At 75.4% G+C, this 23,302-nt stretch carries 26 protein-coding genes; 6 read left to right on the top strand and 20 right to left on the bottom strand.

Annotated elements, in window-relative coordinates; all coding sequences use genetic code 11:
* Nucleotides 1-3: 3 nt before the first annotated feature.
* The 5 genes from ACI79B_RS04605 to sodN all read right to left on the bottom strand — a co-directional run bounded on the left by ACI79B_RS04605 (nucleotide 4) and on the right by sodN (nucleotide 3,043).
* On the bottom strand, nucleotides 4-495 hold the full coding sequence (locus ACI79B_RS04605; protein ID WP_456929290.1) for an N-acetyltransferase family protein: 492 nt from the start codon (nucleotides 493-495) through the stop codon (nucleotides 4-6).
* A complete protein-coding gene (gene pssA, locus ACI79B_RS04600; RefSeq protein ID WP_456929291.1) occupies nucleotides 492-1,322 on the bottom strand; it encodes a CDP-diacylglycerol--serine O-phosphatidyltransferase in 831 nt (276 codons plus the stop codon). The genes ACI79B_RS04605 and pssA overlap by 4 nt, the downstream gene beginning before the upstream one ends.
* An 11-nt stretch (nucleotides 1,323-1,333) precedes the next feature.
* Nucleotides 1,334-2,023 carry a phosphatidylserine decarboxylase gene (locus tag ACI79B_RS04595; RefSeq protein WP_456929292.1) on the bottom strand — a complete coding sequence of 230 codons (690 nt, stop codon included), beginning with the start codon at nucleotides 2,021-2,023 and terminating at the stop codon, nucleotides 1,334-1,336.
* Between the two features lie 74 nt (nucleotides 2,024-2,097).
* Entirely contained in the window at nucleotides 2,098-2,511 is a 414-nt protein-coding gene (locus tag ACI79B_RS04590) for a VOC family protein (RefSeq protein WP_456929293.1), read from the bottom strand.
* 127 nt (nucleotides 2,512-2,638) lie between these two features.
* Nucleotides 2,639-3,043: a superoxide dismutase, Ni gene (sodN, locus tag ACI79B_RS04585; RefSeq protein ID WP_456929294.1), complete on the bottom strand. Its 405-nt coding sequence runs from the start codon at nucleotides 3,041-3,043 to the stop codon at nucleotides 2,639-2,641.
* 51 nt (nucleotides 3,044-3,094) lie between these two features.
* Here sodN and ACI79B_RS04580 point away from each other — a divergent pair, with 51 nt between their 5' ends.
* On the top strand, nucleotides 3,095-3,460 hold the full coding sequence (locus ACI79B_RS04580) for a S24 family peptidase (RefSeq protein WP_456929295.1): 366 nt from the start codon (nucleotides 3,095-3,097) through the stop codon (nucleotides 3,458-3,460).
* A 9-nt stretch (nucleotides 3,461-3,469) separates the two neighbouring features.
* Here the strand turns inward: ACI79B_RS04580 and ACI79B_RS04575 are convergent, their stop codons facing one another.
* On the bottom strand, nucleotides 3,470-4,075 hold the full coding sequence (locus ACI79B_RS04575; RefSeq protein WP_456929296.1) for a dTDP-4-dehydrorhamnose 3,5-epimerase family protein: 606 nt from the start codon (nucleotides 4,073-4,075) through the stop codon (nucleotides 3,470-3,472).
* Nucleotides 4,076-4,158: 83 nt separating this feature from the next.
* On the opposite strand from ACI79B_RS04575, the gene ACI79B_RS04570 reads away from it, so the two are divergent.
* Complete coding sequence (locus ACI79B_RS04570) at nucleotides 4,159-5,352, top strand: NAD(P)-dependent malic enzyme (protein WP_456929297.1); 1,194 nt, start codon at nucleotides 4,159-4,161, stop codon at nucleotides 5,350-5,352.
* Here ACI79B_RS04570 and ACI79B_RS04565 read toward each other — a convergent pair.
* Nucleotides 5,342-6,793, bottom strand: coding sequence for a pyridoxal phosphate-dependent decarboxylase family protein (locus ACI79B_RS04565; RefSeq protein WP_456929298.1), 1,452 nt, complete (start codon nucleotides 6,791-6,793; stop codon nucleotides 5,342-5,344). The genes ACI79B_RS04570 and ACI79B_RS04565 overlap by 11 nt on opposite strands.
* Nucleotides 6,790-8,130, bottom strand: a complete 1,341-nt coding sequence (locus ACI79B_RS04560) for an MFS transporter (RefSeq protein ID WP_456929299.1) — start codon at nucleotides 8,128-8,130, stop codon at nucleotides 6,790-6,792. Before ACI79B_RS04560 ends, ACI79B_RS04565 begins: the two co-directional genes overlap by 4 nt.
* A 158-nt stretch (nucleotides 8,131-8,288) precedes the next feature.
* Here ACI79B_RS04560 and ACI79B_RS04555 point away from each other — a divergent pair, with 158 nt between their 5' ends.
* On the top strand, nucleotides 8,289-8,723 hold the full coding sequence (locus ACI79B_RS04555) for a hypothetical protein (RefSeq protein WP_456929300.1): 435 nt from the start codon (nucleotides 8,289-8,291) through the stop codon (nucleotides 8,721-8,723).
* A gap of 2 nt (nucleotides 8,724-8,725) precedes the next feature.
* On the opposite strand, the gene ACI79B_RS04550 is transcribed toward ACI79B_RS04555, so the two are convergent.
* From ACI79B_RS04550 to ACI79B_RS04520, 7 genes are all read right to left on the bottom strand, one after another.
* Nucleotides 8,726-9,130 carry a hypothetical protein gene (locus ACI79B_RS04550; RefSeq protein ID WP_456929301.1) on the bottom strand — a complete coding sequence of 135 codons (405 nt, stop codon included), beginning with the start codon at nucleotides 9,128-9,130 and terminating at the stop codon, nucleotides 8,726-8,728.
* 36 nt (nucleotides 9,131-9,166) lie between these two features.
* Nucleotides 9,167-9,883: a metal-dependent hydrolase gene (locus ACI79B_RS04545; protein ID WP_456929302.1), complete on the bottom strand. Its 717-nt coding sequence runs from the start codon at nucleotides 9,881-9,883 to the stop codon at nucleotides 9,167-9,169.
* A gap of 126 nt (nucleotides 9,884-10,009) precedes the next feature.
* Entirely contained in the window at nucleotides 10,010-10,198 is a 189-nt protein-coding gene (locus tag ACI79B_RS04540) for a DUF6104 family protein (RefSeq protein ID WP_456929303.1), read from the bottom strand.
* A 2-nt stretch (nucleotides 10,199-10,200) separates the two neighbouring features.
* Complete coding sequence (locus ACI79B_RS04535) at nucleotides 10,201-14,043, bottom strand: multifunctional oxoglutarate decarboxylase/oxoglutarate dehydrogenase thiamine pyrophosphate-binding subunit/dihydrolipoyllysine-residue succinyltransferase subunit (protein WP_456929304.1); 3,843 nt, start codon at nucleotides 14,041-14,043, stop codon at nucleotides 10,201-10,203.
* A gap of 127 nt (nucleotides 14,044-14,170) precedes the next feature.
* A complete protein-coding gene (locus ACI79B_RS04530; protein WP_456929305.1) occupies nucleotides 14,171-14,977 on the bottom strand; it encodes an ankyrin repeat domain-containing protein in 807 nt (268 codons plus the stop codon).
* A 43-nt stretch (nucleotides 14,978-15,020) separates the two neighbouring features.
* A complete protein-coding gene (locus ACI79B_RS04525) occupies nucleotides 15,021-15,776 on the bottom strand; it encodes an ABC transporter permease (RefSeq protein WP_456929306.1) in 756 nt (251 codons plus the stop codon).
* On the bottom strand, nucleotides 15,773-16,744 hold the full coding sequence (locus tag ACI79B_RS04520) for an ABC transporter ATP-binding protein (protein ID WP_456929307.1): 972 nt from the start codon (nucleotides 16,742-16,744) through the stop codon (nucleotides 15,773-15,775). Before ACI79B_RS04520 ends, ACI79B_RS04525 begins: the two co-directional genes overlap by 4 nt.
* A 202-nt stretch (nucleotides 16,745-16,946) precedes the next feature.
* Between ACI79B_RS04520 and ACI79B_RS04515 the strand changes: the two genes are divergently transcribed.
* The 3 genes from ACI79B_RS04515 (at nucleotide 16,947) to ACI79B_RS04505 (ending at nucleotide 20,280) form a co-directional block, all read left to right on the top strand.
* A complete protein-coding gene (locus ACI79B_RS04515; protein ID WP_456929308.1) occupies nucleotides 16,947-17,405 on the top strand; it encodes a universal stress protein in 459 nt (152 codons plus the stop codon).
* A 14-nt stretch (nucleotides 17,406-17,419) separates the two neighbouring features.
* Nucleotides 17,420-18,559 carry an adenylate/guanylate cyclase domain-containing protein gene (locus ACI79B_RS04510; protein WP_456929309.1) on the top strand — a complete coding sequence of 380 codons (1,140 nt, stop codon included), beginning with the start codon at nucleotides 17,420-17,422 and terminating at the stop codon, nucleotides 18,557-18,559.
* A gap of 83 nt (nucleotides 18,560-18,642) precedes the next feature.
* Nucleotides 18,643-20,280 carry an ABC-F family ATP-binding cassette domain-containing protein gene (locus tag ACI79B_RS04505; protein ID WP_456929310.1) on the top strand — a complete coding sequence of 546 codons (1,638 nt, stop codon included), beginning with the start codon at nucleotides 18,643-18,645 and terminating at the stop codon, nucleotides 20,278-20,280.
* 42 nt (nucleotides 20,281-20,322) lie between these two features.
* Here the strand turns inward: ACI79B_RS04505 and ACI79B_RS04500 are convergent, their stop codons facing one another.
* From ACI79B_RS04500 to ACI79B_RS04480, 5 genes are all read right to left on the bottom strand, one after another.
* Nucleotides 20,323-20,496 (bottom strand): hypothetical protein, encoded by a 174-nt coding sequence (locus ACI79B_RS04500; protein ID WP_456929311.1) that lies wholly within the window; start codon nucleotides 20,494-20,496, stop codon nucleotides 20,323-20,325.
* Between the two features lie 3 nt (nucleotides 20,497-20,499).
* Nucleotides 20,500-21,036: an esterase/lipase family protein gene (locus tag ACI79B_RS04495; protein ID WP_456929312.1), complete on the bottom strand. Its 537-nt coding sequence runs from the start codon at nucleotides 21,034-21,036 to the stop codon at nucleotides 20,500-20,502.
* A 178-nt stretch (nucleotides 21,037-21,214) separates the two neighbouring features.
* Nucleotides 21,215-21,757, bottom strand: coding sequence for an N-acetyltransferase family protein (locus ACI79B_RS04490; RefSeq protein ID WP_456929313.1), 543 nt, complete (start codon nucleotides 21,755-21,757; stop codon nucleotides 21,215-21,217).
* 2 nt (nucleotides 21,758-21,759) lie between these two features.
* Nucleotides 21,760-22,848: an alpha/beta fold hydrolase gene (locus ACI79B_RS04485; RefSeq protein WP_456929314.1), complete on the bottom strand. Its 1,089-nt coding sequence runs from the start codon at nucleotides 22,846-22,848 to the stop codon at nucleotides 21,760-21,762.
* Entirely contained in the window at nucleotides 22,769-23,194 is a 426-nt protein-coding gene (locus ACI79B_RS04480; RefSeq protein WP_456929315.1) for a hypothetical protein, read from the bottom strand. The genes ACI79B_RS04485 and ACI79B_RS04480 overlap by 80 nt, the downstream gene beginning before the upstream one ends.
* Nucleotides 23,195-23,302 lie beyond the last annotated feature (108 nt).

Raw genomic sequence — 23,302 nt, 5'->3', positions numbered from 1 at the left:
GCGTCAGACTGCCGCATCGCGCCGGTCGGCCGCGAAACCGGCCAGTGCCTCATCGGTCAGCCGGAACACCGTCCACTCGTCCATCGGGACGGCGCCGGCGGCGCGGTAGAACGCGATCGAGGGCTCGTTCCAGTCGAGCACCGACCACTCCAGCCGGTCGTAGCCGCGCTCGACGCAGGTGGCGGCCAGCGTGCGCAGCAGCTCCCGGCCCAGGCCGCTGCCGCGGTGCCGCGGCTGCACGTAGAGGTCCTCGAGGTAGATGCCGTGCGTGCCGCGCCAGGTGGAGAAGTTGAGGAACCACAGCGCGGTCCCGACGACGGCGCCCTCGCGCTCGGCCACGTGCCCGAACAGCGCGGGCGAGTCGCCGTACAGCGCGGTGTACAGCTGCTCCTCGGTCAGCCGCACCTCGTGCGCCGCCTTCTCGTACTCGGCGAGCTCGCGCACCAGGCCGACCACGGCCGGGACGTCGTCGGGGCGGATCGGGCGGACGGTCACGTGAGCACCTCACGGAGGCGGGCCGGCACCAGCCGGGCGAGGGGGGACAGCAGGGGGACCAGGACCGGCGCCAGCAGGTAGCCGTAGGCGAGCACGCAGCCGGTGACGACGGGGACGGTGGCGAACCCGACCACCAGCGCGACCGCGGCGGCGACCAGGCCGTAGGGCCGGCCGCTCTTCGGGCTGACCAGCGACCGGAACGAGCGGAACCGGATGGTGCTGACCATGAGCAGCGCGGGGACGGCCACGATGAGCAGCACCCACAGCCGGTCGCGGCCCTGCATCTGGTCGCCGAAGGCGAAGACCGAGGCGAGCACGACGCCGGCCGCGCCGGGGCTGGGCATGCCGGTGAAGTACCGCTTGTCCGCGGTCGGGTCGATGGTGGTGTTGAAGCGGGCCAGCCGGATCGCGGCGCACGCCACCCAGAGGAAGCACACGACCCAGCCGAGCGGGTCCCACTCGTCGCGGCCCTCGGAGAACAGCGTGAAGGCCAGCAGCGCGGGGGCCAGGCCGAAGGACACCAGGTCGGCCAGCGAGTCGAACTGCAGGCCGAAGGCGCTCACCGCGCCGACCAGCCGGGCGACGGCGCCGTCGGTGATGTCGAACAGCACCGACAGGCCGATGAGCACCGCGGCGAGGGTGTACTGGCCGCGGATGGACACGAGGATGGCGGCGAAGCCGCACATCATGTTGCCCAGGGTGAACAGGCTGGGCAGGGTCGCCAGCGCGCGCCGGCGGCTGCCGCGCACCGACCCGCGGACGAACTCGACCGTGGCCGTGCGCCGGGTGGGGGCCGGCCGCCCCTCTCCCGAGGCGGTACTGGGCACCGTCGGGCCCCTCAGCCCGCGGCGGGCCAGCGGGCGATGACGGTCTCCCCGCCGCGCACCCGCTGCCCCTTCCGCACGGTGAGCGTGCACCCGGCCGGGACGAAGACGTCCATCCGCGAGCCGAACTTCATCAGGCCGAACCGCTCGCCGGTGGCCAGCCGCTGGCCGACGCCGGTGCGCGTGACGATGCGGCGGGCCAGCACGCCGACCAGCTGCCGGAAGACGACGGTGCGCTCGCCCCCCGGGTGGTCCTCGCGCAGCCACAGCTCGCTGCGCTCGTTGCGGTGCGCCGACTCGGCGCGGTAGGCGGCCAGGAAGCTGCCCTTGCGGTAGGAGCTCTCCACCACCTCGCCGCGGTAGGGCGAGCGGTTGACGTGCACGTCGACCACGGAGAGGAACACGCTGACCTGCTGCCAGCCGCCCTCGGGCGCGGGCTCGGGCGCCACGCCCTCCTGCGGCTCGCCGGCGACCATCACCATGCCGTCGGCGGGGGAGAGGACGACGTCGGCCGGCGGTTCCTCGCGGTCGCAGGCGCGCTCGGGGTCCCGGAAGAACAGCACCATGTAGGCCGACAGGGCGAGGAACGGCCACGCGGCGAGCCGCGCCCAGCGGCGCCCGCGGGCCGCGCCGGCAGCGGCCAGCAGCGCGGCCGGGGCCAGGGGTCCGGTGATGAAGGGCCACCCGGCCCGGTCGATGCGCATCGAGGTCCGACGGTACCGGGGGCGCCCGTGCGGCCCGCCCACCCGCCGGGGAGGCCGGTGGGCGGGTCGCGGCGTCAGCTCGCGGGGGTCGCCACGTCGACCAGCCAGCGGATCCCGAACCGGTCGGTGACCTGGCCGAAGGTGTCGCCCCACACCTGCTTCTCCAGCGGGACGTCGACCTGGCCGCCCTCGGCGAGCTGCTCGAACCAGCGGGTCAGCGTCTCCGCGTCGTCCCCGGACAGCGAGACCGACACCTTGTTCGGCCCGCCGGCGTCGGGGTCGTGGCCGTCGGAGGCCATGAGCTCCAGGCCGTGCTCGGTGCGCAGGAAGGCGTGCATGACGCCGTCGGCGGGGAACCGGTCGCCGCCCCCGCCGACGTCGCCGAAGGTCATGACGTCGAGGTGCCCGCCGAAGACGGACCGGTAGAGCTCCATCGCCTCGCGGGCGTTGCCGGAGAAGTGCAGGTAGGGGTTGAGCCGGACGGCCATCGGGTCTCCTCGGGTCTGGGGGTGGCGGGGTGCAGACCGGCGGGTGTGGCGGGACTCATCGGTCCCGGGGACGCCGACGGCCGGTGGGCGAGGTGCCCACCGGCCGTCGGGACGTCGTGCCGCGAGATCAGGCCGCGGCCTTGGTCTCCCAGAAGATCTTGTCGATCTCGGCGATGTAGTCGAGCAGCTTCTGGCCCTCGGCCGGGTCCATGCTGCCCTTGCCGCCGGCGGCGCCGGCCTGCTTGGTGGCCTTGTTGAACAGCTCGTGCAGCTGCGGGTACTTCTCGAAGTGCGGCGGCTTGAAGTAGTCGGTCCACAGCACCCACAGGTGGTGCTTCACCAGGTCCGAGCGCTGCTCCTTGATGAGCACGCAGCGCTGCTTGAAGACCTCGTCGTCGCTGGCCTGGTACTTCTCCTGGATGGCCTTGACCGACTCGGCCTCGATGCGGGCCTGGGCCGGGTCGTACACGCCGCACGGGAGGTCGCAGTGCGCGGTGGCCTCGACGGCGGAGAACACGCGGCTGAACAGCATGCTCGCTCCTTCGTGTGTCGATCGATCGGGTCGTCTGCGACCCTACTCGCGGTGATCAGCCCCCGTCCCGCCGAGCGGCCGTTCCCACCGCTGCCCGCGGTGTGGGTGCTCGCGCGGGTCACCGGCCCCTCGATGACGCCGACCGTCCGGCACGGTGACCGGCTGCTGGTGCGCCGGTTGCGCCGCGGCCGGGCCCGGGTGGGCGACGTCGTGCTGGCCCGCTTCCCGGCCCGCCCGGACCTGCTGGTGGTCAAGCGGGTGCACCGGCTGCTCGACGGCGGCGCCGTCGACGTCCGCGGGGACAACCCGCTGGTGACCGACGACAGCCGGGCCTACGGGCCCGCGGTCGCCGTCGGCCGGGTCGTCCTCCGGCTGCACCCACGCCCCGGCCGGCTGGCCGCGGCCCCCGCGCTCTAGGCCCGGCGTCTAGGCACCGGCGCGCTGCTGGGCGTACCAGGCGCGGCACTCCTCCATCGTCGGCAGGATGCCCTGCTCGCGGGCCTGCGCCAGGGTGGGCGCGGCCCGGTCCTTGTCCGAGAGCCGGACCTCGACGTCGTCCGGCCACGGCAGGCCGAGCTCGGGGTCCATCGGTGAGACGCCGAACTCGCGGCCGGGGGAGTAGCCCGAGGAGACCAGGTAGGTGACCGACGAGCCGTCCTCGAGGGAGAGGAAGGCGTGGCCGAGGCCCTCGGCGAGGAAGACCGCGCGCGGCCTGTCCGCCTCCAGCAGGACGGCGTCGGAGACGCCGAAGGTGGGCGAGCCGACCCGGATGTCGACGACGACGTCGAGCACCCGCCCGGCCGGGCAGTACACGTACTTGGCCTGCCCCGGCGGCACCAGCGCGAAGTGCACACCGCGCAGCACGCCGCGCGCCGAGACGCTGTGGTTGGCCTGGGCCAGCGGCAGCGCCCACCCGGTGGCCCCGGCGACCACGTCGGCGCGGTACCACTCGGTGAACCGGCCCCGGTCGTCCCCGTGCGGCACCAGGTCGAGGACGTAGCTGTCCGGGACGGCGAGTTCTCGGATCTCCACGGCCGCACGGTAGCGAGCCCGGTGCCGCGCGTACGGGGTCGGCGGCCCGGCGACGGAGGTCACATCACTACCCTGTCGAGGCCATGAGCGCAGCGACGGGCTCCGCCGGGGACAGTGCCGACCGCTTCAGCGCGGACGCGGCGTTCGCCGTCCACGAGGGCGGCAAGCTCGCGGTACGGCCCACCCGGCCGATCGAGACCCGCGAGGACCTCGCGCTCACCTACACCCCGGGCGTCGCCCGCGTCTCCAGCGCCATCGCCGCGGAGCCTGCGCTGGCCCGCCGGTTCACCTGGGCGCCGCGGGTGGTCGCGGTCGTCTCCGACGGCACCGCCGTCCTGGGCCTGGGCGACATCGGCCCGGCCGCGGCGCTGCCGGTGATGGAGGGCAAGGCCTGCCTGTTCAGCGAGTTCGCCGGGCTGTCGGCGGTGCCGATCGTGCTGTCGACCACCGACGTCGACGAGATCGTCGAGGCCGTCGTCGCGATCGCGCCGTCGTTCGGCGGGATCAACCTCGAGGACATCAGCGCCCCGCGCTGCTTCGAGGTCGAGGACCGGCTGCGCGAACGGCTCGACGTCCCGGTCATGCACGACGACCAGCACGGGACGGCGATCGTCGTCCTCGCCGCGCTGCGCAACGCCGCGCGGGTCACCGGCCGCACGCCGGGCGACCTGCGGGTGGTGGTGGCCGGCGCCGGGGCGGCGGGCATCGCGTGCACGAGGATCCTGCTCGGGGCGGGCGTGGGCGACATCTGCGTCGCCGACTCCCGCGGGGTGCTGCACCCCGGCCGCGAGGATCTCACGCCGGTCAAGCGCTGGGTCGCCGAGAACACCAACCGGGCCGGGTACGCGAGCACGATGACCGGCGCGCTCGAGGGGGCCGACGTCTACCTCGGCCTGTCCGGCGGCTCGGTGCCCGAGGCGGCGATCGCGTCGATGGCGGCGGACTGCATCGTGTTCTCGCTGGCCAACCCGACGCCCGAGGTCGACCCGGACATGGCCGCGCGGTATGCGGCGGTCGTCGCCACCGGGCGCAGCGACCTGCCCAACCAGATCAACAACGTGCTGGCGTTCCCCGGCGTGTTCCGCGGCGCCATCGACGCCGGCGCCACGGCGATCACCGAGGAGATGAAGCTCGCCGCCGCCGAGGCGATCGCCGGCGTCGTCGGCGAGGACCTGGCACCCGGGTACGTCGTCCCCAGCCCGCTGGACCGGCGGGTGGCCACCGCGGTCGCCGAGGCCGTGTCCGCCTGCGTCCGCGAGCAGGGCGTCACCCGCTGAGCGCCTCCCGGCGCGGCCGGTAGACCAGGTCGAGGACGCCGGCGAGCAGCCGCTCGGCCACCGGGCGGGGGAGCGCGGCCACCAGGGCGTGCACCGGCGCCATCCGCTCGGGCAGCCGCCCGCCGCCGACGCCGGCGACCTCCAGCAGCGCGTCGACCTCGGCCACGGTGAGCGCGGCCGGGTCGATCGTCGCGGCGGCCGCGACCAGGTCCGGGTCGGCCACCGGCGGGGGCAGCGCCGCGGCCGCGCGGGCGGCGTCGGCCAGGTCGGCGAGCAGGGCGTCCACCCGGCCCGCCGTCGCGCCGGTGACGGTGAGGTGCAGCGTGGCCGGCAGGTCCGCGCCGCCGGGCTGGGCGAACGGCGGCTGGGGCTGCAGCAGCCAGCCCCGGGCGGTGGCCTCGTCGGCGAGGTTGAGCACGTCGACGCCGTCCGGGCCGTCCTGCGCCAGCGCGACCAGCGTGGCCACCGGCGTCCCGACCACCCGCAGCCCGGGGATCGCCGCCGCCCCCTCGGCGAGCGCGGCCGTGGCCGCCCGCGTGGCCCGCGCCAGCTCGGCGTACCCGTCCCGGCCCAGCCACCGGTGCACCGCCCAGGCGGCGGCCATCGGCCCGGCCGGGCGGGTGCCGGCCAGTGTCGGGTTGACCACCGGGTAGCCGGGCCAGCCGGCGGTGCTGAACCAGTGCCCCTGCCGCAGCTCGGGCTCCGCGGTGAGCAGCACCGAGACGCCCTTGGGTGCGTAGCCGTACTTGTGCAGGTCCACCGACAGCGAGGTCACGCCGGGCACCGACAGGTCGAAGGGCTCGGGGACGTCGTCGAGGAAGGGCAGTACCCAGCCGCCGATGCAGGCGTCCACGTGGCAGGGGACGCCCGCGGCGGCGGCCAGCGCGGCCACCTCGCCGACCGGGTCGAGCACGCCGTGCGGGTAGGACGGCGCGCTGACGACGACCAGCGCGGTCCGGGCGTCCAGCGCGGCCGCCACCGCCGACGGCAGCGCGCGGCAGGTGACCGGGTCGACGGCGACGTCGACGACCTCGAGGTCGAACAGGTGCGCGGCCTTGCGGAACGCGGCGTGCGCGGTGACCGGGAGCAGCAGCCGCGGCCGCCCGGTGCCGCCGCGTGCGCGCCACCGCTCGCGGGCGGCCAGCACCGCCAGCAGGCAGCTCTCGGTGCCGCCGCTGGTCACCGTGCCGACCGTCGCCGGGCCGCCGCCGAGCAGGTCGGCCGCCGCGCCCACCAGGTCGTCCTCGATGCGGGCGACGCTGGGGAAGGCGGTCGGGTCCAGCGCGTTGGTCCACTGGAACGCGGCCTGCGCGGCGGCGGCGAGGTCCTCGACGCCGGCGAGCCCGGAGTCGTAGACGTAGGCCATCGTCGAGCCCCCGTGGGTGGGCACGTCGCCGGCCTGCAGCGCGGTGAGCTCGGCCAGCACCTCCTGCGGCGTCACGCGGGGACCTCCTGGGGCCGGGCGGGGACGGGGTCGAGCCGGTAGCGGGCCAGCACCGGCAGGCCGGCGAGCACGAACAGCGCCGGGACGACGGTGAAGCCCAGCCGAACGGCGAGCACCGCGCCGCCGGACTGGACGGCGTCGCCGCCGGTGGAGGAGACGTAGCCGGCCGCGGCGAGCAGCAGGCCGAGCAGGCCCGGACCGACGGCGAGGCCGAGCGTCTCGGCCGCCGTCCACACGCCGGTGAAGACGCCGGCCCGCCGCCGCCCGGACGCGGCCTCGTCGGCGGCGACGACGTCGGGCAGCATCGCCAGCGGGAACATCTGCATGCCGGCGTAGCCGACGCCGACCAGGACCACGAGCGCGACCGCGACCCCGGTGCCGCCGGTGCCGACCAGCGCGAGCGCAGCGGCGCCGGCCGCGAACAGGACCGAGGACACCAGCAGCCCGGTCCGCTTGCCCAGCCGCCGGCTCACCCGCAGCCACAGCGGCATGACGAGGATCGCGGGCCCGACCAGCGCGGCGAACAGCACCGAGCCGGCCGCGGGGTCGCCGAGCACGTGCTCGGAGTAGTAGGGGACGCCGGCCAGCATCACGCCGATCCCCAGCGCCTGGACGACGAAGCCGGTGAGCAGCACCCGGAACGGCCGGGACCGCCAGGCGACGACGAGCGTGGCGCCCAGCCGCCCCTCGCTCCCGACGCGGGTGAGGGTGGGCGCCCGGCGCGTGCCGGCGACCGCGCCGAGCATCCCGGCGGCCAGCAGCACCGCGACGAACACCGCCATCGCCAGGTGCCCGGCGCGCCCGCCGCCGGCCAGGTCGACCACCGCGGGCGCCCCCGCGCCGGCGAGCAGGATGCCCAGCGCCAGCGCGGCCACCCGCCAGGACATGAGCGTCGACCGCTCGCCCGGGTCGTCGGTGATCTCGGCCGGCTGGGCCACGTAGGGCACCTGGAAGCAGCCGTAGGCGGTCGCCGCGAGCAGGAAGGTCACCGCCACCCACGCCGCGGCCGCCGCCGGCGGGGCGCCGGGGCCGGCGAACACGAGGACGAACAGCGGCGGCAGGGCGAGCCCGCCGGCCAGCATCCACGGCCGCCGCGGCCCCCAGCGGCCCGTCGTCCGGTCCGAGCGGCTGCCGATCCACGGGTTGAGCAGCACGTCCCAGGCCTTGGGCGCGAACACCACCAGCCCGGCCAGCCCGGCGGCGACGCCGAGCTCGTCGGTCAGGTAGTGGAGCAGCAGCAGGCCGGGCACCGTGCCGAAGGCCGCCGTCCCGATCGAGCCGAGGGCGTAGCCGAGGTGGGTGCCCCGCGACAGGCGCGGTGCGACGGCGGTCACAGCGGGGGACCGTAGCCGCCGTCGGCGCGGCGCGGTCTCGGAATCCTCCGCGCTGTCCACCGATGAGGGGTGTCCACCGATGAGGGAGGAGCCGCCGGGCGGTCTTCCCCCGTGTGGCCCCGCGACGGCGGCGGGCCCCGCCCACCCAGGAGGCGACCATGGACCCCGACCCGAGCACCGCTCCCGCTCCCGAGGCCCGCGCGGCGGCGCTGCGCACCCTCGACCGGCTCGTCGGCACCTGGACCGTCTCGGGCCCCGGCGGCCCGCGCGGCGAGGTCCGCTACGAGTGGATGGACGGCGGCAACTGGCTGGTCCAGCACGTGGACCTGCGCGGCGAGGACCCCACCCGCGGGGTGGAGTACATCGGCTGGGACGAAGGCACCGGCGAGCTGCGGTCGCACTGGTTCGGCACCGGCGGGGAGCTGCTCGAGTACACCTACCGGCTCGAGGGCGACGTCCTGCGGATCTGGTTCGGCGGCACCGACTCCCCGGCCCGCTACGAGGGGCGCTTCAGCCCCGACGGCACGGTCAACGAGGGCGCGTGGCGGTGGCCCGGCGGCGGCTACGGGTCCACGATGACACGGGCCGGCTGACCTCAGCCCAGCACGGTCTCCGCGCAGTCCCCGAGGTCCTCCGGGGAGGTCGCCGCGGGGCAGTCCAGCCGCAGCCAGTCGCCGGTGCCGAACCGGTCGCGGCTGCCGTCGACGAACACCTCCAGGCCGGGGACGCCGGGCCGGGCGCGGTACCAGCCGGTCACCGGGTCGCCCTCAGTGGTGGGGCGGGTGACCTCCAGCTCCGCCCCGCCGGCGGTTCCGCCGGCGGCCAGGCAGGCCAGGGCGTCCGCGGCGACCCGCTCGCCCTGGCCGAGGTCCTGCACCGGGCAGGACGGCAGCGCGGCGCGGCCGGTGAACGCCTGCGGGGTCCCGGCCTGCGGGGTGCCGGCGGACGGCGTGCACCCGGCGCACGCGAGGGCCACCAGCAGCGCACCGACGCGGGTCACGCGCCGAGCATGGCGCGCGGGGGTCTCGGCGCGGTCTCAGCCGCCGAGGGTGACCAGGTCGGCCAGGTAGGGGTCCAGGGCCTCGCGGGCGCCGGTGTTGGCGTAGACGAACCACACCGCCACGCCGAGGAACAGCGGTGCCAGCACCGCCTTCTCCAGCGTCGTCCCGGTGCGCATCGGGGTGAGCGCGAGCCGGCGGCGCTTGGCCAGCCACAGCACCGGCAGCGGCACGCCCTGCTTGGTGATGAGGTCGCCCGCGATGTGCGTGAGGACGCCGAGCCCGACCGCGTACGGCAGCCACGTGGGCTGCGGGATGTGGGCCAGCAGCAGCCAGGCGCCGCCGAAGGAGAGCAGCAGGTTCCCGACGACGGTGTTCTCCGCCCGGCCGGGGATGACGAAGTGCAGCGCCCGCAGCGCCAGCCCGATCCCCAGCGCCATGACCAGGAGGCTGGACCAGAACACGCCGGCCGCGGCCAGGGCCAGCGCGCCGAACGCGAGCGGCGCGAGCACGGCGTCGTGGGTGCCCCAGCGGTGCCCGCCGGCCAGCCGGCCGATCGCGCCGGAGGGCACGTCGGTCACCGGCCCCCACATGTCCGAGACCGTCGAGCCGGAGTGGTCGAGGTCGGGCAGCATGGCGAACCCGCCGACGGCGGCGACCCACGCGACCTGGGCGACGGTGCCCTCGACGGGCGCCCAGGGCAGGGTCGCCGCGCCGGCCGCGAGTCCGGACAGGGCGTGCGAGTGACCGAGCACGGACACAGCGTGCCGTCGTCCGCGGCCCGGCCGGCGCAGGCGCGCCCCGCGCCGACGAACCGTGGCCCCCTCGCAGGATCCGGCCCCGAGCGTGCGAGGGGCCGGATCCTGCGAGGGGGTCCTTCCTCAGTCGTCGTCGTCGACGTCGTCGGTGCCGCCGCGCGCCAGCCACGTGGCCAGCCGCTCGATCGGCACCTCGAAGTCGGGGTGCTGGTCGACGAAGGCCTGCAGCTGGTCGGCCAGCCAGGCGAGGGTCACCTGCTCCTCGCCCCGCCGGTCGGCCAGCTCCTCCAGGCCGCGGTCGGTGAAGTACACGGTCAGCCGGCGAACGCCTGCGCGATGAGCTCCTTCTGCTCCACCTCGTGCACCTTCGCCGAGCCGACCGCCGGGCTGGCCGAGGCCTTCCGGCTGACCCGCCGCAGCGTCCGCCCGCCGAGGTGCTCGGGCAGGTTGAGCGCCATGAACGACCAGGCGCCCATGTTCGCCGGCTCCTCCTGCACCCAGACCAGGTCCTGCGCGTTCGGGTAGCGGCCGACCGCCTCGGCGATCTGCTCGGCCGGCAACGGGTAGAGCTGCTCGACCCGCAGGATCGCGGTGTCCGCGCGGCCCTCGTTCTCCCGCTGCGCGAGCAGGTCGTAGGCGACCTTGCCGCTGCACAGCAGCACCCGGCGCACCGCGGCGTCGTCGAGCGGCTCGCCGCCGACGCCCGGGTCGCCGAGCACCGGGCGGAAGCCCTCGTCGGTGAAGTCCGCGACCGGGCTGACCGCCGCCTTGGCCCGCAGCAGCGACTTCGGCGTGAACACGACCAGCGGCCGGTGCACGTCGGAGAGCGCCTGCCGGCGCAGCAGGTGGAAGTAGTTGCCCGGCGTCGAGCAGTTGGCGACGGTCATGTTGTTCTCGGCGCACAGCTGCAGGAACCGCTCGATGCGGCCGCTGGAGTGGTCCGGGCCCTGACCCTCGAGGCCGTGCGGCAGCAGCATGGTGACGCCGGAGCGCTGCCCCCACTTGGCCTCGCCGGAGGAGATGAACTCGTCGATGACCATCTGCGCGCCGTCGACGAAGTCGCCGAACTGCGCCTCCCAGAGGACCAGCGCCCTGGGGTTGGCCACCGAGTAGCCGTACTCGAAGCCCAGCGCCGCGTACTCGGACAGCAGCGAGTCGTAGACGAAGAACTTCGCCTGGTCCTCGGCCAGGTGCGCCAGCGGCGTGTACTCGGCGGCGGTCTCCCGGTCGATGAGCACCGAGTGGCGCTGCACGAACGTGCCGCGGCGGGAGTCCTGACCGGCCAGCCGCACCGGCACGCCCTGCATGAGCAGCGACCCGAACGCCAGCAGCTCGCCCATCGCCCAGTCGATGCCGCCCTCGCTGACCATCGCCGCGCGCCGCTCGAGCAGTCGCTGGAGCTTCGGGTGCGGGGTGAAGTTCGGCGGCAGCGAGACGTGCGCGTCGCCGATCGCCTTCATCACCTCGGGGGTGATCGCGGTGGCGACGGCCGAGACCTGCTGGGCCGGCTGGTCCATGACCGGCTGCGGCTTCGGGGTCTCGGTGGCGTCGTGGGTCTCGGCGAAGGCCCGCTCCAGCTGGTCGCGGTAGTCCTTCAGGGCCTCCTCGGCCTCGGCCAGCGTGATGTCGCCGCGGCCGACCAGCGCCTCGGTGTACAGCTTCCGGACCGAGCGCTTGCGGTCGATGATGTCGTACATCAGCGGCTGGGTCATCGACGGGTCGTCGCCCTCGTTGTGCCCGCGGCGGCGGTAGCAGACGAGGTCGATGACGACGTCCTTCCTGAACGCCTGCCGGTACTCGACGGCCAGCCGGGCCACGCGCACGCACGCCTCGGGGTCGTCGCCGTTGACGTGGAAGACCGGCGCGTTGACCATCCGCGCGACGTCGGTCGAGTAGAGGCTCGAGCGGGCCGCGGCCGGGCTGGTGGTGAAGCCGACCTGGTTGTTGATGACCACGTGCACGGTGCCGCCGGTGCGGTAGCCGCGCAGCTGGGACAGGTTCAGCGTCTCCTGGACGACGCCCTGGCCGGCGAACGCGGAGTCGCCGTGCAGCAGGACCGGCAGGACGGTGAAGCCCTGCTCGCCCTTGTCGATCATGTCCTGCTTGGCGCGGGTGATGCCCTCGAGGACCGGGTTGACCGTCTCCAGGTGCGAGGGGTTGCTGGCCAGCGAGACGGCGATCTCGGCACCCGGCTTGAACGGGTTCTCGAAGGTGCCCTCGGCGCCGAGGTGGTACTTGACGTCGCCCGAGCCCTGGACCGTGCCGGGGTCGATGTTGCCCTCGAACTCGCCGAAGATCTTCGAGTAGCTCTTGCCCAGGACGTTGGCCAGGACGTTGAGCCGGCCGCGGTGGGCCATGCCGATCGCGACCTCGTCGAGGCCGTGGTCGGTTCCGGCGATGAGGACCTCGTCGAGGATCGGGATGACCGACTCGCCGCCCTCGAGGCTGAACCGCTTCTGGCCGACGTACTTGGTCTGCAGGAAGGTCTCGAACGCCTCAGCGGCGTTGAGCCGGCCGAGGATGTGCTTCTGCTTCTCCCGGTCGGGCTGCTCGGCCTTGAGCTCGATGCGCTTCTGCAGCCACTCGCGCTCCTCGGGGTCGGTGATGTGCATGTACTCCACGCCGACGGTGCGGCAGTAGGAGTTGCGCAGCACGCCGAGGATGTCGCGCAGCGGCATGACCTTCTCGCCGACGAACCCGCCGACGGGGAAGGGCCGGTCGAGGTCCCACAGCGTGAGGCCGTGCTGGAGGATGTCCAGGTCGGGGTGGCTGCGGACCTTGAACTCGAGCGGGTCGGTGTCGGCCATGAGGTGGCCGTTGCGCCGGTAGGACTCGATGACCTCGATGACCCGGGCTTCCTTGTCGATCTGCCCCTCGCGGCTCACCCGCACGTCCGGCATCCAGCGCACCGGCTCGTAGGGGAGGCGCAGCGACCGGAAGACCTCGTCGTAGAAGCCGTCCTCACCGAGCAGCAGCTGGTGCAGCCGGCGCAGGAAGTCGCCGGACTCGGCGCCCTGGATGATCCGGTGGTCGTAGGTCGAGGTCAGCGTGATGATCTTCGAGACGCCGAGCTCGGTCAGCGCCTCGGGGCTCATCCCCTGGAACTCGGCCGGGTACTCCATCGCGCCGACGCCGATGATCGCGCCCTGGCCGGCGGTCAGCCGCGGCACCGAGTGGACGGTGCCGATCGTGCCCGGGTTGGTCAGGCTGATCGTGGTGCCGGAGAAGTCCTCGAGGGTCAGCTTGCCGGCGCGGGCGCGGCGGATGACGTCCTCGTAGGCGCCCCAGAACTGGGCGAAGTCCATCTCCTCGGCGGCCTTGATCGAGGCGACGACGAGCGAGCGGGAGCCGTCGGCCTTGGGCAGGTCGATGGCCAGGCCGAAGTTGACGTGCTCGGGCTGCACCAGGGTCGGCTTGCCGTCGACCTCGGCGAAGGCCGCGTTCATGTTCGGGAAGTCGTCCAGCGCCCGGACCAGCGCGTAGCCGATCAGGTGGGTGAACGAGACCTTCCCGCCGCGCGAGCGCTTCAGGTGGTTGTTGATGACGATGCGGTTGTCGGCCAGCAGCTTGGCCGGCACCGCGCGCACGCTGGTCGCCGTCGGCACGGTGAGCGAGGCGTTCATGTTCTTGACGACGCTGGCGGCGGCGCCGCGCAGCGGCGTGCGCTTCGGTCCGTCGGCGGTGGCCGCGGCCGGCTTCGCGGCGGCCGGGGCCGGCTTCGCCGGGGCGGGCGCGGCCTTGGCCGTCTGGTCGGCTCGGTCGGCGGCCTGGTCGACCACGGTGGCCTCCGTGCGCTCGGGGACCGGGGTGGACCGCGCAGGCGCCGGGGACGGCGCCGCCGGGGCGGCGGCCGCGGGAGCCGAGGCGGCGGCGTCGGCGGCGGCCGGGCGCGCGGGGGAGGCCGCCGCGGCGGCGGGCTCGGGCTGCGCGGCGGCGCCGTTGCCGGCGGCCGGCGCCTGCTCACGGTCGTCGCTCGCGGCGACCGGGCTGCCCGGCCGGTAGTCGGCGAAGAACTCGTGCCAGGCCTGGTCCACGCTGGACGGGTCGGCGAGGTACTGCTGGTACATCTCCTCGACCAGCCACTCGTTGGTGCCGAAGCCCGCCACCGCGGAGGAGGACGAGGTGGTGGACGGCCGGGATGAGTTGTCGCGTGACACGGGGCGAGTGCCTTCTTCGTCGTCGGTGGACGTCGCTGGACCGGGGTTGGAGTCTACGCCCGTCCGGTTCTCCGGAACCGCGCGGAGCAGGCCGTCTGCATCCCGGACGCCGCTGGTCGGGGGCCGGTCAGTCGGTGGCGCCGGAGGCGACGAGCAGGTCGACGAGCGCGTCGCGGGCGCCCGCCTGACCAGCGTCGCGCCGGTGCCGGGCCGCCGCGACCCGGCCGATGTCGAGGGCGCTGGCGCCGTCGCTGGTGGTCGCGTTGACGTCGGCCCCGGCGGCCAGCAGCAGCCGCACGACCTCGGGCGCGTCGTCGCCCGGGCCGGCCGCGACCGCCTCGTGCAGCGCCGTGCGGCCGGTGTCGGGGTCCCGGCGGGCGACGGTGGCGCCCGCGTCGAGCAGGACGCGGACCAGGTCCGGGCGGCCGGCGGCGGCCGCCGCGGCGAGCGCGCCGCCGTCGGGGTCGGCGCCGCGGTCGAGCAGCAGGCGCAGCGTGCCCGCCGCCCCGCCGGCGGCGGCCAGCGTCAGCAGGTCCCAGCCGCCGGCGGGATCGGTCAGCGGCGCCCCGGCGTCGAGCTCGGCGGCGAGCCGGCCGGTGTCGTCGAGGTAGGCGGCGGCCGCGGCGTCGACGGCCGCACCGAGCCCGGTGAGGACCGGCACCAGCTGCGGGGCGTGCTCGACGGCGACGTGCAGCGGCGTGCGGCCGGACTCGGTGCGCGCGGCGAGGTCGGCGCCGGCCCCGACCAGCACCTCGACCACGTCCGTCCGGCCCTGCGCGACGGCCAGGTGCAGCGGCGTCCAGCCGCCGTCGCCGTCGTGCTCGACCGCGCCGGTCAGCAGCCGCGGCGCCTCGGTGACGGCGCTGCGGACGGCCTCGGCGTCGCCGTCGGCCACCAGCCGGCCCAGGCGCTGCACGGTCATGCGGGTGGTCATGCGGGAGGACCTCTCGGTGCGGGGTCGGGGAGGCCGGCGCCGGCTAGCCGACGTCGCGGCGGACGGCGAGGAAGGTGCCGAGCAGGGCCGCCAGCAGACCGTAGCCGAGCAGCAGCAGGCCGCCCTGCCACCGCTCCAGCAGCTCCGGGGCCTGGAAGGTGGCCGTCAGCGCCTCCAGCGCACCGCCGGGCAGCCACTTGTAGGCGGGGGCCGTCGCCGGGACCGACCGGATGATCGGCTCGACGACGAACAGGTAGACCAGCGCCCCGACGATCGCGCCCACCTGGTTGCGCAGCAGCGCGCCGACGCCCACGCCGATGACGGCGTAGACGACCAGCGCCAGCCCGCTGGAGGCCAGGACCCGCAGGTTGTCCCCGGACAGCGACGGCGCGGTCCCGCGGGCGCCGGCGTAGAGGGCGACGACGGCGTAGTTCACCGCCAGGACCAGCAGCGCGAAGGGCACCGCCGCCAGCGCGTACGAGACCAGCTTGGCGACGACGACGCGCCCCCGCGCCGGGGTGGTCAGGAACGTCGGCGTCGCGGTCCGGTGCCGGTACTCCTGGGTCATCCCGATGATCCCGAGGATCAGGAAGAGCACGGTCACGTTCGCCGCCGTTGCCAGCGCGAGCTGCTCGTACTGCTCCGAGCCGACCGGGGGCAGCCCGGCCTCGGCGTCGCCGGCGAACGCGGTGAACAGGACGGCGAAGCCGGCGACCATCACGCACGACCCGAGCAGCAGGCCGATCCACACGCGCGTGGTGAACAGCTTGGTCCACTCGGCGCGCACCAGCGCGGTCATCGGGCGGCTCCCTCGGCGGTCACGGCGGTCGGGTCGGCGGCGTACTGCTCCTGGCCCGCGGTGAGCCGGAAGTAGAGGTCCTCGAGGCCGGTGGTCTCGGCGCGCAGCTCGTGCAGCTCCACCCCGGCGGCGAAGGCGCGGGCGCCGACGTCGGCGGTCGTCGTCCCGGTCACGGTGACCAGGCCGTCGTCGGAGCGGGTGGCGGCGATGCCTGCCCCGGCGAGGACGGCGGCCAGCCGGTCGGCCTCGGGGCTGCGGGCGAGCACGCTGCCACCGGACGCCCCGGCGCGCAGCTCGGCGATCGAGCCCTGCCGCACCAGCCGGCCGGCGCCGACGATGACCACCCGGTCGGCGGTCTGCTCCACCTCGGCGAGCAGGTGGCTGGAGACGAGGATCGTGCGGTCCTCGTCGTGCGCCAGGTGCCGCAGGAACCCGCGCAGCCAGAGGATGCCCTCGGGGTCCAGCCCGTTGGCCGGCTCGTCGAGCACGAGCACCGACGGGTCGCCGAGCAGCGCCGTCGCCAGCGCGAGCCGCTGCCGCATGCCGAGGGAGTAGCCGCCGGCGCGGCGGCGCCCGGCGGCGGTCAGCCCGACCCGCTCGAGCGCCTCGTCGGCGCGGGAGACCGGCAGCCCGGCGGCGCGGCAGTACACGCGCAGGTGGTCGCGGCCGGAGCGGGCGGGGTGGAACGCGGTCTCGAGGACGGCGCCGACGGTGCGCACCGGCTCGCGCAGGGCCGCGTACGGGACGCCGTTGAAGGTCGCGGTGCCGGCGTCGGGCGTGACGAGCCCGAGCACCATCCGCAGCGTCGTCGTCTTGCCCGCGCCGTTGGGGCCGAGGAAGCCGGTCACCGAGCCCGGCTCCACGGTGAAGCCGAGGTCGGAGACGGCCCGCACGGAGCCGAAGGTCTTGCTCAGGCCGGACACCTCGACCCGCACCGGTCCCGGGCGTCCGGGGGTCGCGCTGGTCATGGTCCTCCTCGCCGTCGGGTCCCCGTGCGCCCGCCATCCTGGCCCACGCCGGGGACGCTGCCGAGGGCCCGGGGGGACGGCGCGCCACCGGTCGTGTCCCGGCAACCCGCCGTCCACCAGCCGTTTCCCGCGGCAGCCCGATCGGGTGCCCGGCCCGTGACCGGCGGCACAGCGGCGCGGCGCGATCACTACAGTGCGCGCCGTGAGCGCGTATCGGACGGTCGTGGTCGGGACCGACGGCTCGGAGTCCTCGCTGCGCGCGGTGGCGCGGGCCGGTGCCCTCGCCGGCGCCTGCGGGGCGACGCTCGTCGTGGCCTGCGCCCACCTGCCCACGGAGGAGGACGACCGGGAGCTGTCCCGGGCCCAGGACGTGCTGGGGGACGAGGCCTACCAGGTGGTGGGCGCCAACCCGGCCGAGGAGACCGTGCGGCAGGCCGGCGAGGTGGCCCTGAAGGCGGGCGCCGGCGACGTGCGCACCGTCGCCGTCCTCGGGTCCCCGGTGGAGGCGCTGCTCGACGTCGTCCGGCGCGAGGACGCCGACCTGCTGGTGGTCGGCAACCGCGGGCTCAACGGCATCCGGGGCCGGCTGCTGGGCTCCGTGCCGGCCGACGCCACGCGCCGCGCGGCCTGCGACGTGCTCGTCGTCCACACGACGGGCTGACCCGGGGGGCGGACGTGGACCCCGGATCCGGCCCGGACCGCGACGCCGTCCGGGCGGCGCTGGAGCGGCTGCTGCTCGGCGGCCCGCGCCGGCTGACGCGGCTGGAGGTGGCCGCGGCCGCGGGCATGCCGCCCGAGCGGACCCAGCGGCTGTGGCGCGCGCTGGGCTTCCCCGACGTCGCCGACGACGACCCCGCCTTCACCCTCGCCGACGTCGGGGCGCTGGGGACCCTGTCGGCGCTCATCGACTCCGGCTTCGTCGACCCCGACACCGAGGCCTCGATCGCCCGGGCCACCGGGCAGGCGCTGTCGCGGCTGGCAGACTGGCAGACCGACCTGCTCGCCGACGTCCTCACCCGGCAGGCCCGGGAGCTCGGCCCGGAGGCCGTCGACCCGGTCGCCGCGGCCGACGTGCTGCTGCCGCTGCTGGCCCGCACCCAGGACTACGTGTGGCGCCGGCACCTCGCGGCCAACATCGACCGGGTGCTGGCGACCGGCGAGCCCGGCGACCGCCGCGAGCTCGCCGTCGGGTTCGCCGACCTGGTCGGCTACACCACCCGCTCCCGCGGCATGGCCGCCCGCGAGCTCGGCGCGATGGTCGAGGCGTTCGAGGCGACCGCGACCGAGGTCATCGCCCGCTCGCACGGCCGGGTGGTCAAGACCGTCGGCGACGGCGTCCTCTACACCGCCGCCTCCGCCGTCGACGCGGTGGAGATCGGGCTGACCCTGCCCGAGGCGTGGGACGCCCCCGACCGGCCGCAGCTGCGGGTCGGCGCCGCCTACGGCACGGTGCTCACCCGGCTCGGCGACGTCTACTCGCCGGTGGTCAACCTGGCCAGCCGGCTGACCTCGGTCGCCCGGCCCGGGACGGTGCTGGTCGACCGCGAGCTCGCCCGCCGGCTGCGCGGACACCCGCGGTACCGGGTGCGGCCGCTGCGCCGGGTGTCGGTGCGCGGCTACGACCACCTCCGGCCGTGGCTGGTCCGCCGCCGGCCGGTGGGGGAGGAGGACAACGCGCTCGAGGCGATGCTCGACGAGATGGCCGACGAGGTGCTCGCCCGGGACCACGACGAGGACCTCGACGAGGACCTCGACGAGGACCTCGACGCCGAGGCGGGCGACGGCGCGGACGACGGGAACGCGCGCGACGCCTGACCGGGCCGCGCGCTACCGTGGGCCCGTGCTGTGACCCCGGAACGACGTCGACCCGACCGATCCGTCCTCCCGGGAGCACCTCCATGAGCGCCACCCTCGTCGCGCGCGGCCTGGCCGCCGGCCACGGCGCGCGCGTCCTCTTCTCCGGCCTCGACCTCGTCGTCGCGCCCGGTGACGTCGTCGGCCTGGTCGGCGTCAACGGCGCCGGCAAGTCCACGCTGCTGCGCACGCTGGCCGGCGAGCTGCCCGCCGGCTCCGGCTCGGTCACGCTGAGCCCGCCGACGGCCACCGTCGGGCACCTCCCGCAGGAGCGCGACCGCCGCGAGGGCGAGACCGTCGCCGCCGCGCTGGCCCGCCGCACCGGCGTCACCGCCGCGCAGGCGGCCCTCGACGCCGCCACCGCCGACCTCGCCGACGGCCGCCCCGGCGCCGACGACGCCTACGCCGAGGCACTGGAGCGCTGGCTGGCCCTGGGCGGTGCCGACCTCGACGAGCGGCTCGAGCAGGTCCTCGCCGAGGTCGCCCCCGGCGTCGACCCGGGCGCCCCGATGCCGGCGCTGTCCGGCGGCCAGGCGGCGCGGGTCGGGCTGGCCGCGCTGCTGCTGTCCCGCTACGACGTGCTGCTGCTCGACGAGCCGACCAACGACCTCGACCTGGCCGGCCTCGACCAGCTCGAGCGCTTCGTCACCGGCAACCGGTCCGGCATCGTCGTGGTCAGCCACGACCGCGAGTTCCTCAGCCGCACCGTCACCCGGGTCGTCGAGCTCGACCTCGCCCAGCAACTCGTCCGCGTCGTCGACGGCGGCTACGAGGCCTACCTCGCCGAGCGCGAGGTGGCCCGCCGGCACGCGCGCGAGGAGTACGAGGAGTACGCCGAGACCAAGGCCGAACTCGAGGCGCGGGCCCGCATGCAGCGCAACTGGCTGGCCAAGGGCGTCCGCGACGCGGTGAAGAAGCAGAAGGACCCCGACAAGTTCATCAAGGCACACAACCGGGCGACGGCGGAGAAGCAGGGGGCCAAGGCCAAGCAGACGGAGCGGCGGCTGGAGCGGCTGGAGGTGGTCGAGGAGCCCCGCAAGGAGTGGGAGCTGCGGATGACCATCGCCGCGGCGCCGCGCGCCGGGGCCGTCGTCGCCACCCTGCGCGACGCCGTGGTGCGCCGCGGGGACTTCACCCTCGGGCCGGTGGGCCTGCAGGTCGACTGGGGCGACCGGGTGGCGATCACCGGGCCCAACGGCGCGGGCAAGACGACTCTGCTCGGCGCGCTGCTGGGCCGGGTGCCGCTGGACTCCGGTGCCGCCTCGCTCGGCCCGGCGGTGCGGCTCGGCGAGGTCGACCAGGCCCGCGGGCTGTTCACCGGCGACCGGCGGCTGCTCGACGCCTTCGCCGCCGAGGTGCCCGACTGGCCCACCGCCGAGGTGCGCACCCTGCTGGCCAAGTTCGGCCTCACCGCCGAGCACGTCCTGCGCGCCGCGGCCACCCTCTCGCCGGGGGAGCGCACCCGCGCGGCGCTGGCGCTGCTGCAGGCCCGCGGGGTGAACGTGCTCGTCCTCGACGAGCCGACCAACCACCTCGACCTGCCGGCGATCGAGCAGCTGGAGTCGGCGCTGGCCGCCTACCCGGGCACGCTGCTGCTGGTCACCCACGACCGCCGGATGCTCGAGGCGGTGGCCACCACCCGGCGGATCACCGTCGACGGCGGCCGGGTCAGCGAGAGCTGACCCCGGCCGGGAGGTCCCCGGCCCCGGGAGGACCGGGGCGTCTCAGGCGCGGGCGCCGGTCCTCTCCGCGACGTCGGCCAGGGCCCGGGCCAGCTCGTCCGGCGCGGACAGCGCGGCGAAGTGCGCCAAGGGCAGGCGGACCAGCCGGTCGGCCCGGGCGGCCATCGCCTCCTGGGCCGGGACCGGGATGCTGCTGTCGGACTCCTGGGCGCACACCAGTCACGTCGTCGGGTGGCCGCGTTCGGGCGCGGTGCTCGGCGTCGTGTAGGCAGCGGTGGACTGCAGGACGAGCCGGTCGCGGAGGGCGGTCGCCTGTTCCCGGGAGAGGTCGGCGCAGAGCGCCTCCCGGACCGTGTCGACGTCGCGGCTGACCGCCAGCGAGCCGTCGTCCCGCGGCTCGATCCAGGACGGGAGCGAGTCCTTGCCCGCGAGGTCCAGCAGTGACTGGCCGCGCTGCGGCCAGAAGGCGGCGACGTAGACGCTGTGCCGCACCCGGGGGTCGTCGGCCGGCTCCGTGATGACCATGCCGCCGTAGGAGTGCGCGACCAGCACGACCGGCTCGTCGACGCCGGCGAGGACCTGGCGGACGTGGTCCACGTCGGAGCGGAGGTCACCCAGCGCGGCGGGATCGGTCCCGGCGCTGGGCATCTGGTCGACGATCGTCACCCGGTGGCCGAGGTGCTCCAGGCGGCGGGCGACGCCGTCCCACACCCAGCCACCGCCCCAGCTGCCGTGCACGAGGAGGTGGTGAGCCATCCCCGGAGGATGCGCCGGCCCCCACGACCGCGCCGGCTCCCGGGCCCGGGGAGCCGGGCCTCGGACGTGCAGCCCCCCGGGGTGTCCGAGCCCTGACCCCCTGGGCCCGGGCGGGCTGCGCGGGGGCTCGACCGGGCCGCCGTCCCGGTGCGGACCGTCCGGCTCGGCCGCGGGCGGCTCAGCTGAGGTCCTGACCCAGCGCCTCGTCCAGACCGACCGTGGCCATGCCCGACCAGGTGTCGTCGACGTGGTGGGCCAGCACCATGAGGTCGCGCAGCTGCCCCTCCCGGTCCCGGATGTGGTCGCGCAGCAGCGCCTCGCCGGTGAAGCCGAGGTCGGTGAACAGCGCCAGCGCCGCGCCCTGCTCGGCGACCACCTCCACGACCAGCTTCGCCAGCCCGTCGCCGACCGCCGTCACCAGCGCCTGCCGGGCGAGCTGCCGGCCCAGGCCCTCGCCCCGGCGGGTGGGGGAGACGACCAGCCGCACCTCCCCGACGTGCGAGGACCAGCCGGGCAGCGGGCGCACCGCGACGTACCCGGCGACCTCGTCCCCGTCCAGCGCCACGAACCGCCGTCCGCCCGCGGACCCGGACGCCCAGGACCGGACGACGTCGGGGTCGGTGACCTCCTCCTCGATGAAGGTCAGGTCGCCCTCGGGCAGGCCCGCGAAGAAGCGCAGCAGCGCGTCGCAGTGCGCCGACTCCAGTTCGACGACCTCCACGGTCAGTCCTCCCCGATCTCGTCGCTGCGCTTCTTCAGGAAGCCGATGATCTCCGGCACCGTCGTCTTCGCCGCCGTCCGCCCCACGACCAGGCCCATGTGCCCTGCGTTGAGCCGCAGCTCGTGCTTGTCCTCCGAGCCGACCAGGTCGATCAGCGGCGCGGTCGCGTCCGGCGGGACGATGTGGTCGCGGTCGGCACGCACGGTGAGGAACGGCAGCCGGATGTCCGACAGGTGCACCGGGTCCCCGGCGACGGTCAGCCGGTCGGTGACCATCCCGTTGTCGCGCACCAGCATCTGCACCGTCTCGCGGGCGGCCGCGCCGGGGAACGGGATGTGGTCGTCGGACCAGCCGGTCATCGCCTGGTAGGCCGCCACGTACTCGTCGTTCCAGAGCCGCTCCCACAGCGTCACGTACCGGGTGACCTCGGAGGTGGGGGTGAGGGTGCGGAACCCCTGCACGACGACCCGCGGCGGCACGTTGCCGTCCTCGTCGACCACGTCGTCGACGTCGAGGCCGCCGCGGAAGACCTCGGCCATCGGCCCCATCTCGGTGAAGTCGACCGGGGTGGCCAGCACGGTGAGGCTGCGGACCGGGGCGTCGGGGTGGTGGGCGGCGTAGAGCAGCGTCAGGTTGCCGCCGAAGCAGTAGCCGAACAGGTTGACCTCGTCGGCGCCGGACAGCTCGCGCACCCGCTCGACGGCGGCGGGGATGTAGTCGTCGACGTAGTCCTCGAGCCGGTTCTGCGCGTCCCGCGCGTCGGGCTCGCCCCAGTCGACCATGTAGACGTCGAACCCCGCGTCGAGCAGCTGCTCGACGAAGGAGTTCCCCGGCGTCAGGTCGAGGATGTAGCTGCGGCTGATCAGGCTGAACACGATCAGCAGCGGCGGCGAGTACCTGACCTTGTCGCTGCGGTAGTGCCACAGCTGGGTGCGGCCGCGCTCCCAGACGACGTCCTTCGGGGTGAGCCCGACGCCGGGCCGGTCGACGCCGGCGACGAGCTTGATGCCGTTACGCGCGCGGAGGGCGTTGCGCTCCACGTCGCGGCGGACGCGGTCGAGGACCGCCTGGGGACTGGGCACCGTCGGCATCCGGTTCCTCCGAGGTCGAGGGGGGCGGGACGTCCGCCGTCCGGGGACGGCGGCGCTCGTTCTCCAGCTGCACGGTCAGCCGCCGGACCTCGCGGTCGAGCGCGCCGACCTGGGCGCGCAGCCGGGCGAGGTCGGTCCCGGCGGGCAGGTTGACCAGGTGCCAGGCGCGCGCGGAGACGCCGCGGGCGGTGTCCTTCGCCAGCGTCTGCGCGCGGCGCAGCAGGCCCACCCCGACGGCGAAGTACGGCGTGCGCACCAGGTTCTCCGCGTGCGGGGTCACCCGCTTCTCGGCGGCGTCGTACGCCTGCCGCCACAGCGGGGGCCCCGGCGGTGTCGGTGACGACATCGAGTTCCTCCTCAGCGGGACCGGCTACCCGCCGGGCCTCCTACCCGCCCGCCCGGTGATCTACCGCACAGCGCCGTTACGGTCCTGGGGACGGTGCGGCGCGGGAGA

The sequence above is a fragment of the Geodermatophilus sp. SYSU D00879 genome (assembly GCF_054050375.1).
Note: the sequence above shows the minus strand (reverse complement) of the source record. Positions and strands in the feature narration are given on the sequence as shown.

Excerpts from the sequence above, each read along its gene's own strand:
- ACI79B_RS04595 (WP_456929292.1), bottom strand. The coding sequence starts at position 2,023 with ATGCGCATCGACCGGGCCGGGTGGCCCTTCATCACCGGACCCCTGGCC.
- ACI79B_RS04590 (WP_456929293.1), bottom strand. The coding sequence starts at position 2,511 with ATGGCCGTCCGGCTCAACCCCTACCTGCACTTCTCCGGCAACGCCCGC.
- sodN (WP_456929294.1), bottom strand. The coding sequence starts at position 3,043 with ATGCTGTTCAGCCGCGTGTTCTCCGCCGTCGAGGCCACCGCGCACTGC.
- ACI79B_RS04570 (WP_456929297.1), top strand. The coding sequence starts at position 4,159 with ATGAGCGCAGCGACGGGCTCCGCCGGGGACAGTGCCGACCGCTTCAGC.
- ACI79B_RS04555 (WP_456929300.1), top strand. The coding sequence starts at position 8,289 with ATGGACCCCGACCCGAGCACCGCTCCCGCTCCCGAGGCCCGCGCGGCG.
- ACI79B_RS04530 (WP_456929305.1), bottom strand. The coding sequence starts at position 14,977 with ATGACCACCCGCATGACCGTGCAGCGCCTGGGCCGGCTGGTGGCCGAC.
- ACI79B_RS04525 (WP_456929306.1), bottom strand. The coding sequence starts at position 15,776 with ATGACCGCGCTGGTGCGCGCCGAGTGGACCAAGCTGTTCACCACGCGC.
- ACI79B_RS04520 (WP_456929307.1), bottom strand. The coding sequence starts at position 16,744 with ATGACCAGCGCGACCCCCGGACGCCCGGGACCGGTGCGGGTCGAGGTG.
- ACI79B_RS04505 (WP_456929310.1), top strand. The coding sequence starts at position 18,643 with ATGAGCGCCACCCTCGTCGCGCGCGGCCTGGCCGCCGGCCACGGCGCG.
- ACI79B_RS04495 (WP_456929312.1), bottom strand. The coding sequence starts at position 21,036 with ATGGCTCACCACCTCCTCGTGCACGGCAGCTGGGGCGGTGGCTGGGTG.
- ACI79B_RS04485 (WP_456929314.1), bottom strand. The coding sequence starts at position 22,848 with ATGCCGACGGTGCCCAGTCCCCAGGCGGTCCTCGACCGCGTCCGCCGC.
- ACI79B_RS04480 (WP_456929315.1), bottom strand. The coding sequence starts at position 23,194 with ATGTCGTCACCGACACCGCCGGGGCCCCCGCTGTGGCGGCAGGCGTAC.